9 protein-coding genes and 1 pseudogene are annotated in these 12,345 nt (G+C 29.5%); 1 reads left to right on the forward strand and 9 read right to left on the reverse strand.

Features of this window, described 5'->3' with window-relative positions; all coding sequences use genetic code 11:
* Window positions 1–50 precede the first annotated feature (50 nt).
* Window positions 51–3,056, reverse strand: a pseudogene (locus BR77_RS18885) (Tn3 family transposase).
* 184 nt (window positions 3,057–3,240) lie between these two features.
* On the opposite strand from BR77_RS18885, the gene BR77_RS17880 reads away from it, so the two are divergent.
* Entirely contained in the window at window positions 3,241–3,825 is a 585-nt protein-coding gene (locus tag BR77_RS17880; RefSeq protein ID WP_010051903.1) for a recombinase family protein, read from the forward strand.
* 121 nt (window positions 3,826–3,946) lie between these two features.
* On the opposite strand, the gene BR77_RS17885 is transcribed toward BR77_RS17880, so the two are convergent.
* The 8 genes from BR77_RS17885 to BR77_RS17920 all read right to left on the reverse strand — a co-directional run bounded on the left by BR77_RS17885 (window position 3,947) and on the right by BR77_RS17920 (window position 12,304).
* Window positions 3,947–4,618: a hypothetical protein gene (locus tag BR77_RS17885; protein WP_035067094.1), complete on the reverse strand. Its 672-nt coding sequence runs from the start codon at window positions 4,616–4,618 to the stop codon at window positions 3,947–3,949.
* 197 nt (window positions 4,619–4,815) lie between these two features.
* Window positions 4,816–5,706, reverse strand: coding sequence for a helix-turn-helix transcriptional regulator (locus tag BR77_RS17890; RefSeq protein WP_035067097.1), 891 nt, complete (start codon window positions 5,704–5,706; stop codon window positions 4,816–4,818).
* Window positions 5,707–6,273: 567 nt separating this feature from the next.
* The gene (locus BR77_RS17895; RefSeq protein WP_035067099.1) at window positions 6,274–8,244 is read right to left on the reverse strand and encodes an NACHT domain-containing protein; all 1,971 of its coding nucleotides are present in this window, start codon (window positions 8,242–8,244) and stop codon (window positions 6,274–6,276) included.
* Window positions 8,245–8,249: 5 nt separating this feature from the next.
* Window positions 8,250–8,921, reverse strand: a complete 672-nt coding sequence (locus BR77_RS17900; protein WP_051926846.1) for a recombinase family protein — start codon at window positions 8,919–8,921, stop codon at window positions 8,250–8,252.
* A gap of 439 nt (window positions 8,922–9,360) precedes the next feature.
* Window positions 9,361–9,984: an HAD-IA family hydrolase gene (locus BR77_RS17905; RefSeq protein ID WP_015077927.1), complete on the reverse strand. Its 624-nt coding sequence runs from the start codon at window positions 9,982–9,984 to the stop codon at window positions 9,361–9,363.
* A gap of 21 nt (window positions 9,985–10,005) precedes the next feature.
* Entirely contained in the window at window positions 10,006–10,659 is a 654-nt protein-coding gene (locus tag BR77_RS17910) for an HAD family hydrolase (protein ID WP_015077928.1), read from the reverse strand.
* On the reverse strand, window positions 10,652–11,302 hold the full coding sequence (locus BR77_RS18475) for a 4'-phosphopantetheinyl transferase family protein (RefSeq protein ID WP_015077929.1): 651 nt from the start codon (window positions 11,300–11,302) through the stop codon (window positions 10,652–10,654). Before BR77_RS18475 ends, BR77_RS17910 begins: the two co-directional genes overlap by 8 nt.
* Window positions 11,303–11,305: 3 nt before the next feature.
* Window positions 11,306–12,304 carry a protein kinase family protein gene (locus tag BR77_RS17920; RefSeq protein WP_015077930.1) on the reverse strand — a complete coding sequence of 333 codons (999 nt, stop codon included), beginning with the start codon at window positions 12,302–12,304 and terminating at the stop codon, window positions 11,306–11,308.
* Between the last annotated feature and the right edge of the window lie 41 nt (window positions 12,305–12,345).

Here is a 12,345-nt window from a genome sequence, read left to right on the forward strand (position 1 = left end):
TGTCTGGAACAATCGAACGAAAAGTTGCGGTATCTTTATAAACACGAACATTAGAGAGAATCAGGTGTTTTTAATGGTCGTAATGATCCGTCTTCTAGACCTTGATTATACTGGAATGAATATTTACCAACAAAGTTTATATGCTCAAATAAAAGTGGAGATAATTTTCCTATAAGTTCTTCTGAACAGTCATATCCTTCTACTTTCATCTGCTCCAATACTTTTTCAAGATACAGTGTATTCCAATAAATTACTGCATTTGTTACAACGCTTAAAGAGGTTAACTGCTCCTCCATTCCATCAATATAAGTTTGATATAATTTTCCATTTCTTCCGTAAAATATACTTCTGCAAAGTGCATGACGTGATTCACCCTTATTTAGCTGTTCAAGTATTTGACGAGCATAAATTTCATCTGAAAGATAGCGTAGTTGATGTTTGGTCTTATAAACCTTTCCATATTCTGTAATTGCTTTTCCAAGTGAAGTTGGTTGACCAGATCGTTGTAACGCTCGAGTTAGTTCAGTTGCATTGACTTTACCAGATTTCAGGGAACCTGCTACTCGAAGTATATCTTCCCAATGTTCTTCAATTAAATCAGTGTTAATTCGACTTTTAGTAACATCATTCAATAAACCATAATCAGCATTTTTTTCAATTCTCCATAGTTTGGTACCATGTTTATTCGCAATTCTAGGACTAAATTGAAAACCTAGTAGTCCAAATAATCCAAAAATAAGGTCACTATATCCAGCTGTATCTGTCATTATCTGAGTGGGCTGTAATCCGCTGGTTTGATTAAGAAGTCCCTCTAATAAGTAAAGAGAGTCTCTTAACGTGCCTGATACAACCATTCCATGGAAACCAATATAATGATCTGAAACAAAGTTATAGAAAGTGATTCCTCGGCCTTTGCCAAAGTATTTTGGATTACTAGCAGAGTAAAGTGATCTTTGCGGTGTTATATACCGAATTCCATCTGCAGACGCCATTTCTCCATTTCCCCAAGCAAGAGCCAGTTCCAATTTCTTATGTGAATGAATAATTTTTTGATTAGCTGCAGTTAAGGTATCAATACGTAAGTATTGATGAGCTACATAGGTGAGCCTATCATACTTCAAACTATCAATATTATTTTTGGGAACTGGAGAAAATCCAATATTACATGATTCCGCTAACAATACTGCTAAAATACTAATATCTAACTGTTTCATTCTGGATTCTTTCTCATTTAAATGTTTAAAGGATTGAGTTAACCCAACTCGTTGGTTTACTTCCAATAATAAATCGGATAAATCAATGCTAGGCATGAGTTGGCGCACACGTGATTTAAACTCTTTTTCATTAGGCTGCTCATTTCCCTTTTTCAAATTTGAAACAACTACTTTTACTTCACCATTTATTTCTTCAAGCCTTGCCATATTAGATGCATCCCAATTTGATTGTGTTTCTATAAAAGATAGAGACAAATCTTCGCTTAATTTTTGTACAGCTAAGGTGCCTGAAGAAGGTAAGTCAAGTTGAGTAATCAAAACTTCCCGTTGCTCTATCCACGTAGAATCATCCAATAAATAGCTCATTGGGTCTGCATATTTTTCACTATTAGTAACAAATATGTCATGCTTTTTTAATCCTTGAAAGAGAAGTTCTAGCCCAGCAATTAACACGCACTGATTTACTGAAGTGGGATTTTCATGTATATAATATTGCCATTTTTTAGATAAACAGGGTTCAATATCATAAAAATGGTCTAGTGTTATTGGTTTTGGAAAAACTTCTTTTATCTTTTCCCAAACGACTAAGCTATCTGCCCCGTAATTGTTACCTTCAAAGTTAATGGATAAAAGAATAGAGGGGATGAACTTTTTAATTTTCCTGAATGCTTTGCGAAGTTCATTAATTGCAATGGGTTCTTGTTCGTTACGAACAATATCCTTAACTTGAAAAATGGCTGCATCCATTTCTTCTTTTTGAAATTTATCTGAAATAACTTTTCGAATTTCTTGGTTAGTAATGGATTCGTCAAATAAAAGTTCTACAATTTTTGATAACGTAAGAGCAGCTCGATCTAAATCTTTTATTGTTCTCATTCGATCTTTTATTTCTTTATTTTTTGCACGTCTAAAAATAGCATCTACATATTTTGATAGTGCTAAAAGTTGTTCATCCATTGCTTTTTTCTGATGTTCATAAACAAATGCCACTAAATGAGCTATTTGGCGATTTAGTGGCATTCTTTATATAGCTTGAGCTTTTGCTTTGAAAGCATAGCTGGCAAGTTTTTTTAATTTCCCTTCAGGAATTACAGAAAAGTCCCAGTTTTCTGTATGAAAAGATTGGAACATAATCAGTCTATTAAACCCACGAATAAGCTCCTTTTGACTTTCGTCAATCAAAGGGCTTCGTAAAATATCCATTTTAAGCGTTGCACCACGTATAGGCTCACCAACAAAATCAAATAATTCTAACAAACGTTCTACCTCTGATGTAGCAGGAATCTCAGAAAGTAATTTATAGAGTTGTTTTTCAGAAGAATCAATAATTTTAGATACAAAGCGTTCAAAAGTAGAAAAACCTGGTAAAATAATTTTTTCATCCAAACATTTTTTTAATAGCATATCAAAAAGCATATTATCCGTCTCAGTTGTATACCATGACCGATCAAGTAACCAATCAGATAAATATTTTTCTACTGCATTATCAGTAAATAGTACATAGTTATAGTAGTCTTGTATAAGTTTCATATGTTGCCAAATTGTTTGTTTACGTGTGTACCCATAAAATTCCTTGTAGTCAATATTTAGTTGCGCAGCTAAATGCTGAATGACCACTATTGGAAGTGTTTCAAAATCAGATGTAAAGCATCCGAGGAACCTGACGGTTCCTAGTTGAACTGCGAATCCTAATTTTGTGGACGATTTTTTCATTTTTGCAATAACCTCTTTATCAGAATCATTTAAATAAAAGTAGAGATTAAGTTGTTCTTTAGATGGCTCATTTATAAATTTCCCAAATCCTTCTTTGTGGTGTCCCTTCAATTGTTTAATTTCTACCATTTTAATCCCCCTGAGTGGTTACCAAAAACCAATGTTTTTGTAACCTCATATTTTTTGAAACTCGATACTGAATAACTAGCTTTTCTAAGTTACAAAAACTAGTTATAAATAAGTTTACAAGAAACACTTGCAAAAATATAGTTATTTACCGATAATAAAGTAAAAGAGCATCAGGAGGAATTATATGATAATAGGATACGCAAGAGTGTCAAAAGATGAGCAACATCTAGATCGACAATTAGATCAGTTAAAAAAATATGGAGTTGAAAAAATTATTAAAGAAAAATATACTGGAACAAAAAAGTCACGGCCAGGAATTGAAGAACTGTTAAAAATAATCCGGACAAATGATACAGTAGTTGTAGAAAGTATTTCTCGACTTGGTAGAAATACTTTGGATATATTGACTCTTCTTCAGCACTTAGAAAAAGAAAAGGTAGAATTCATTTCGTTGAAAGAAAATATGGATACTTCTACGCCTACCGGAAAAGCAATGCTCCAGATGATGAGTGTGATTGCTGAATTAGAGAGGAATTTATTAGCCGAGCGTGTAAAAGAAGGAATAACTGCAAGCAGGAGACGTGGCGTAAATATTGGAAGACCAAAAATTCCTCAAGAAAAATTGAATTTAGCAATGAGAATGTATGACAGTGGAGATTATTCGATTAAAGAAATTCTTGAATCTACCACTATTTCTCAAGGAACGCTTTATCGAGAAATAAATAAAATGAAATTGAAAAAAATAGAAGATATAAAAAACGAAAGCTAAGTTGTTAATCCAACCTAGCTTTCGTTTTTATACCGCAACTTTTCGTAAAGATGTTCCATTGACCCCGATTCCATTACCTTTTTTCTATTTATACATTCAAATGTTCCTTTGATCAAAAGCATTATAATTTTTTCATGTATCTAAGTTCTCGTTCAACCGATAGCAATAGATAACTATTCTTAATTCCTAAATATTTTAAACTTTGGAAAGATTTAAAATCAGTCCACATTACCAAAACCATCGATACAATTAAAGTACAAAGAAATGCTAATACATACCCTAAGAAATATAAATTGCTTATAAGTCCAGTGAAAATTGCAGCAGTAATGGGAAATAGAAATAGCTTCATAATCGACAATAGAATCTTTCCAATTGTATCCCTTTCATTTTTATAGCTAATTTTTAGGTTTGCAACATCTTCTAAAAGTTTATCAATATCCTCATTATCCAAGCTTCTTTCTGATTTTAAATCTTTCAAAAATGCTATATATTTCTTACTTCTGCTGCCACTTTTTCTATTTTTAAAAAGAACTATCATTGAAGGAATAAATAATAGTAGCCCACTAATAAATAATGCAAGAAGTCTTTTGATAACGACAGTATTCATAGTAGTTGTAAGTATATTGTTAATAAATATAAAAAAGCTCATTATACATAAACTCAGTCCAACTGTCAAAATATATAGAAATGTCGGTCTAATTACCCATAAAGAATTACAAGCCTTCTTGTAAATCTTTGTATAAAAATTTATAGAATCTATCTTACCTACCAGCTCAATATTATTTTGACTCATTTCTTAACCACCTTAGTTTTCTTTCTTTTAGTGTATGGGGCTCCTGTAGCAACAGATTAGAAAGTTCCATAGGAATCCGAACAATAAAAAGTAAAACACTGATATAACTACATTTTTATTATTAGTCTTACCTTTTTTCTTGATTAGATGTTTTTTTCCTCCAGATTATTATAAATAAATCGGAAATGAATAAAATTTTAAAACAACTCTTTTCCAATATCAAACCCTATAGCGTCTTTTTTGATTATATCTATAACAACTTGATTCCCATTGAAATCTGCAAATGCCAGTGCATGTAAATAAGATTTTATCGCTTCATCTTTTTTTCCAAGCTTCATTAAATTAAAGGCCTTTTCATACGTTAAAAAATCTAAGTAGTATGCTAAACCTTCATTTTTCAATAATCTAATCCCTAAATTACATAAGTTCATGCTCTTACTGTACTCATCAATTTTAGAATAGAATTTGGCTGTATTGTAATAAATCTTTGCAATTTCAGGACTTTCATTTATTGTATCGATCAACGTAAACAATTCATCTAATTGCTCTAATGAACGTTCAAAATAAGTTAATGCTTTATCGCTCTCATTTTGCAAATCATAAGCTATTCCAATTCCATTGGTGGCTGAAACATCTAAAAAATCTATACTTTTTTCTAATTCACTATCCAGCACTTGATTAAAATAATAAATCGCGTCTGTCGGACTTTCTTTCCCCATTAAGCTAGTAATTCCCATAAAGTAATAATAAAGTTTCCAGTCATAAATCGTTTCTAATTCGTCTTTTTTTATACTTGATTCAAGTAATTCAAAGGCTTCTTTGTGCTTAACTTTACTACAAAGTTCTCTAACTTCTTTAAATACTGGATTATTTTTATGTTCCGCATCTAAAGCATAGTCATAAATGCTATTGAACTCAATATTTAGTCTTTCTGCTAACTTTAGTAAAATTGAAATCGTTGGTACACTTGCCCCATTTTCTAAATTACTAATGGTTGCCTGCGTACAGATATTTTCAGCCAACTCTTTTTGAGTTAATCCACGTTTTAAACATTTGCTCTTAACTTCTTCCCCTATTTTTGTAGTCATTTTTTAATTCCTTTCTTTTTTATATTTTACCCTCTTGATTAATCATACAATATTTCGTATTATTAAGATATAAATTAGTATTAAAAAATCAATTTACTTATAAAGAATAGGAGGTTAGTACATTGACTCTCGAAGAGACTATTCTAATATCTAACGCAACACAATTCCCAATTGTTACACCCTTTGGAAATGTTCCATACGTATAAAAAACTACAAAAAAATAAACTATTAGCTATAATAGTTTATTTTTTATTTGGTTATTTTTGCATAACCCCCGAAACGGGTTCAATGGAACATCTTTACGAAAAGTTGCGGTGTAAATGCGAATGATTAAAGAATATTAATCTTCATTCGTCGCTATTTTATTTTGGAAAACAGCGTCATTTATTCTGTCTAAAGCTTTAATTTTCACAATCTCTTGTTCATTCAAAAGAGCCGATTAACAGCCTTTCAATAGAGCCAGTCAACTAGACCATTTCGTTTTCACAATCTATCAGGCTGTAACACTTACGGGACATGGTACTTGGTAAAAGGTGGATTATGTCTTCCTAACAGTTAAATAACTTTTTATAAATCGTCTAAAAATAAATCTTCTTGTTCTTCTATTGTTTTTAATTCTTTTTTAATATCTTCAGATAAGTTATCTAACATATCCATCCTGTACTTTATCATAGAACTCATAAATATATCGTTTAAAATATTAGATATTTTTATTTGTTCAAGATTAACCCCTACTCCAAAAGAACCTACGTCTTCCCGACTTTTAAACTCTTCAAAACGTTCTTTATAAATCTCACGCATCTCAATATTAGAACCCAAAGTAACTTTCATCATTTCAGAGGCGATCAACTCTAATTTTTTATCATTATTAATTTGATGCAACTCAGGTCTGTATTTAACATTTTTATAGTTTGTAAATTTCCTAAAGACATAGTAGATAAAAATAGATCTATTGGTTTCTCCGGTTTCTGTGGGATAAGGAAACAACATACATCTTATAAAAAAAGAAGTAGAATTTTCTTTTTTTCTGATTTCAAATCTATATTTTCTATCTAACTCTGTTATATAATCTTTAAATGTTGGTTCCATCTCTATTTCATCTAGAATAGGTACTATAACTTCTTTTTTTAATTTTACTTTATCCAAGGTTTCATCTAATTCATCAAAATAATCTAATGTAGTAATTAATGTTCTCCAATTATTACTATTATCATTTAGAATTAATTTTTTAAAAAAAATCCGTTTTTTTTCGTCACTAACAACTTCATATAAAAAGTAAGCAGCATAAAACTCTTGAAAAATATTATGAACAAAATACCAATTATCCCCTTCTTGATACATAACACATAAACATACCGAAAGATCGTACAAAACGGAGTCTGATGTTACTTGTCCATTACTCAATAATAAGGATTTTTTGATGATTTCTTTCATTTCATACTTTGTAAACCCTTTTTTTTCTCCTTTGTATTTAAAGTAGGTATGGAAACAAATTCTTGAAAATAAATTCAATAGCTCTGAATCTGAAAATGGAGTATGAAAATCTCTAGAGTACTTACCTAACTTTATAGCATCATGTTCTTGATACAAAATATCATATACCTTTAATAAAAATTGAGCTTTTACTTTAGGGAACTCTGTTGTTTTTTGAAATGTTCTAAACATCAATAATAACAATATAGGATTGGAAGCCAAACTTTTAAATGAATTAAATAAAGACTCATCTAATAAGCTTCTAAACTCTTCATTTTGCTCATCAGTATAAATGTCAATTTTAGAAATTAAACAAATTGCTTGTTCTTTATTTAATCCTGTTGTTCGGTATTTTTCTAATCCTGGTATAGTTTCTAAATATCCTATTTCTGGCATAGCTCTGCTAGTAACTACAAAATTATTTTTATCATTTTTACATATCAAGTCATTTATTTCATGAATCGCTATATCGAAATACTCAGATGATATTTCATCAAAAGCATCTAAAAGAAATACAAATCGTCCTTTTTTGGCCATAAATTCAAAATATTTATATTCGATATCAAATCCTAGCACACACATTTCATCATAGATAAATTTTAAAAAATTTCTTCTCATGTTATCCTTTTTTTCCAAATTATATTTTCTCAATTCAATATAAATAGGGATCTTATTCTCATGAAACTCCCCTTTTTGCAGGGAAGATAGCAGGAAATATTTTAACATCGTTGATTTTCCAATCCCACCAAATCCTGATATCCACGCTTTCGAACTAATTGATAAAAGTGGTTTTAACGATGTAGTTAGTATATATTGTTCTATTTCTTCATTATCTTTATATTCCAAATACGTTTCTTGGTATATTTGTTGCAAAGGCATTTTTTTGTCACTTAAAACTGTCGGAACTTTTTCATATGAATTTATTGCCTTTTCAAAATATAATTTGAAATTTTTATTGAATTTAGTTTCCCACTCACTCCATTTTTCTACTCCTAAATCTATAAATCCATCATGTAATTGTATTAGATTATGTCCTAAAAGTGTAGTAATACTAGATAAAATCATAAAATTTACTCCTCCATATGAGCTATTGAGGTACTAGCTTCATTTTTATTTTCTTGCACCTGCCGTTTGATTCTTTGCAACGTACTTTTACTAAACTCGGTCTCTTTAGCCACTTCTTTATAACTCTTACCAGACATTAATTTTTCATAGGCTTCCATTTTTCTGGTTGTGAGTGTTGCCTTTGGACGTCCTTCCCGATAGCTCTTATTGGTCTTTTTAGCGTATGCCTTTCCCTCTTGTGTTCTAGTTACAATTAGATCACGTTCAAACTCCGCAAATGATCCTAGCATATTTAACATCATAGTTTGCAATGGACTGGATTTTTCAGAACCATTAAATTCCATTTTGTCTTCAATAAAAATTACGGAAGAACCTTTTTCAATTATTTCATCTACAATCATTCTTAGGTCTCTGATACTTCTTGCTAAACGATCTATTTTCTTAACTAGAACTATATCACCTGGTTTAATTAATTCCAACAATTTTTTAAGTTCATTTCTCCCACTTCGATTTGTGGCAGACATTTTTTCTGCAAATATTAGTTCAGCACCATTTTTCTTAAGCAATGATTTTTGTTCTTTTAATTCTTGGCCAAGAGTTGAAACTCTCGCATACCCATAAATTGTCAATTTTCCCCCTCCATTTCCAAAAACATACAGAATAGAGTATCTGACCATCCCGCAAGTCAATGATACCAATAAAAAAAAGGGTAGTCAACAACTTATAAGTTATTGACTACCCCTTTTTTATTGTGACTAGTAATTTTAGTATGGCGCACTTTAATGGTGGCACGAAAACCTACATAAACTACTTAGGTTGAATCAATCAATAGATTACACCCTATTGGTTGATTTTAATTCAATAAATAATTTTTTCTAATGACCACCCATACTACACTCTAGAAAGTTCTATAAATGGGATTAAAACCAAATGACAATAAAGTATACCCTATTGTCATTTGTTAGAATGAAAAATATCAGCTAATGCCAATTTGATTTTGCAACAAGTTCCCTAAACCTCTAAAAACATAAATGAATTTCTTTTTAAATTAAAGGAATAAAAATTAGATACAATGCAAAATTTTAGCTTCTCTTATTTAAGCTTAGTCTTTATAACTTAGAAAGTAAAATCATTTCTAGTTATTTTTATAATATCCGTAAGTTTTGAAATATTTTTATTTGACTTTGAGTCAGGTTGAGTTAAATTAAAACTAATAATTCCAGTATTATTTGCTACTTCTACATCAAGACTTCGATCTCCTATATAGTACGTATTTTCTAGAGATAGATGATACTTATCTATCAAATAATTTAAACCTTCTGGATTAGGTTTTCTCAAAAATTTATTTGAACTTGTCACTATCTCAGTAAAATATTCTCTTATTCCTAGTTTTTCAATAAGTTCCAAAGCATTATCGCTTTTATGCGTATATATGAAGTTAACTATACCTTTAATTTCTGTCCAACGTAAGATATCCAAAGCTCCTTCCATTAAAGTTACTTTGTCATTCTTTTCTTTTGATTTTTCTGAAAAATAATTTTTTAAAATTTCGTAAGGAATATCAAAATCACTGGAAATTTTTTTTAAAAAACTTACCACAGATTCATTAATGATGGTTTTTTTTGCGAATTCATAATCAAATGGTATATTATAAAAAATAAATGTTTCTTCTAATGACGTTAAAATAATATCGTAAGAATTAATTAATGTTCCATCTAAATCCCATATAAATGCAGTCATAAATTCAGCTCCTTCCTATTTTCACAATAAATCATTCAATGAATCAAACAAATAATCAACTTTCTTCATCAGTATAGAGTTAGGTTTAATTAAATCTGGAATCATAATCGTTGTCATACACGCTCTTTTCCCAGCTTCAATTCCATTCGGTGAATCTTCAATAACAAGACACTTATCATTAGAAACATTTAATATTTCCGAAGTCTTAAGAAAAATATCAGGATTCGGCTTCCCTTTATTAACCATATCACCTGTAACAATTAGATCAAATCTATCTCGTAAATTTGATTTATCAATATAATAATTGGCCATCGTGTGTCCTCTAGAGGTTGCAATAGCTTTTTTTATACCTAGTAAATCTAATAAATCTAACACAGATATTATACCACTTTTTATGGGAGTACCATTAATGTCTATATAATTACGTACAAAATTACGTTTTTCTTCTTTTATTGAAGTATAGTCAAAATCACTACCCATGTATTGTTGGATTAAATTTTTAGAATCTTTTGAATTAAGTCCTATTTTCTTCTTTAAAATCTCAATAGGTACATCATAATCAAAATAAGCAAATGCATGTTGCCAACCTTTAAATCCCAATCTTTCAGTATCAAAAATAGTTCCATCCATATCAAAAATCACTAATTCGATATTTTGAAATACATAATTATTCATTAGGTCCTCTCCTTTTGTCCATAAATTTTAATATTTCATCTAATCTAACTGTTCTTATTTTAATAGGTAAACTTGCATAAACAGTTAAAATTTTTTCGTTTTTTAAAGTAGAGAAAAAATTTGATTTGTTTAAAGAAGAAATATTTATTTCTTTTGGATTTTTATAAAAACCTACTCCCAAAAATTTACTGTAACTTTCTTTTTTCGTCCAAATTAATGTTCTAAAAATAGGCTTAATATCAGATGAAAAATACGATTCAAGTTCTGATTTTGTCATAAATTCAGTAATAATTTCGTCTGTGACTTTAAATATTGACTCAATATCTATACCAATTTTATTTTTGCATAGTGCAACTGCAATTGTATCTTCACAATGTGAAATGCTCACAAATATATTTTCTTTTTTTATAACCGGGCAACCTTTACTTTTAATAGTTATGCAAGGAGTCCCAGAGATTCCATAACATGATATCAATGCATACTTAATTAGGACTGAAGCAATCATTGAATTAACTATATCTTTTTTATTCCTATACTTAAGACAATATCTCATTCTGCACTCACATATGTCTTGATGGAAATCTTTCACTCTTAAATCTGAATATTTTTCTACTTGGAGTATATATACTTCTGTATGTTCCAAAAATTAATTTCCACCCTTAAATTTTATCGTAAAGTACTTTTCCATTTTAGAAAAACATTCAATTTTTTTTGCACGAAGAATAGCTCGTTCTTCAAATTTAGGATTAGCTGATTTAATCAAATTTTCATAGACTGATAAGGCTTGACACATATATAATTGATTAATAATAAACATTTTTTCATAATCATAACTATTTAAAGGTATTTTCTCCGAATAATAATTTAAATAGAATAAAAATTCATCAAAATCGGGAATCCCTGTTTCAGAATTTGGAGCAGAATTTAAATAGAAACGCATAAGTTCCCAAATAGCGGGAACTCTCGAAACCTCAGTCATGTCAATAACTGCCGTAATTTCTTTATTTGATGTTAATAATTGAGTTATAGAATAATCACCATGCCCATTTACCATAGTTAACTTATTTAAATCTAACTCTTCCGACTCTTCAATGAATGATAATCTATAATGTAAATCTTCAAGATATAATTTTTTATTCTTCAATTGTTTAATTTTTTGTAGATTATATATGATTTTTTTTATTCTCCGTATATGATACTGCTTTTCATTAATTATTTCAATTGATTTTCTAGTATTTAATTTTAATTCAGATAATGCAACATGAATATTAGCTGCTAGGTCAATACCTTTTTTAACCAACCAACTTGGTGCAGAATTTTTCCTCCATGTTTCACCTTCTATAAAATTTTGAATATGGTAAGACTTTTCATTATTTAAAATATTAATAAATTCACCATTTTTATTTTCAATAAATGAACTAGTTTTTATACCTGCATTATTTAACACCTGGCACGCATGAATTTCGAAACTACTTTCGTTATTTTCTGAATTAGTAATAAATGTTTTCATAAAGTATTTTTTAGAGTTAATAGTTAGTACGTAATTTGTATTCCAACCGATGTCATTTATTTCAATATTTTGTATATTATTGATGTCAAAGTTTTCTTTAACTCTATTTTCAATTAACCCAGATTCTATTTCCATAATACCTCACCTTATCTATTATACATTCAGTTTTTGTTATC

The sequence above is a fragment of the Carnobacterium maltaromaticum DSM 20342 genome (assembly GCF_000744945.1).
GTDB lineage: Bacteria > Bacillota > Bacilli > Lactobacillales > Carnobacteriaceae > Carnobacterium > Carnobacterium maltaromaticum.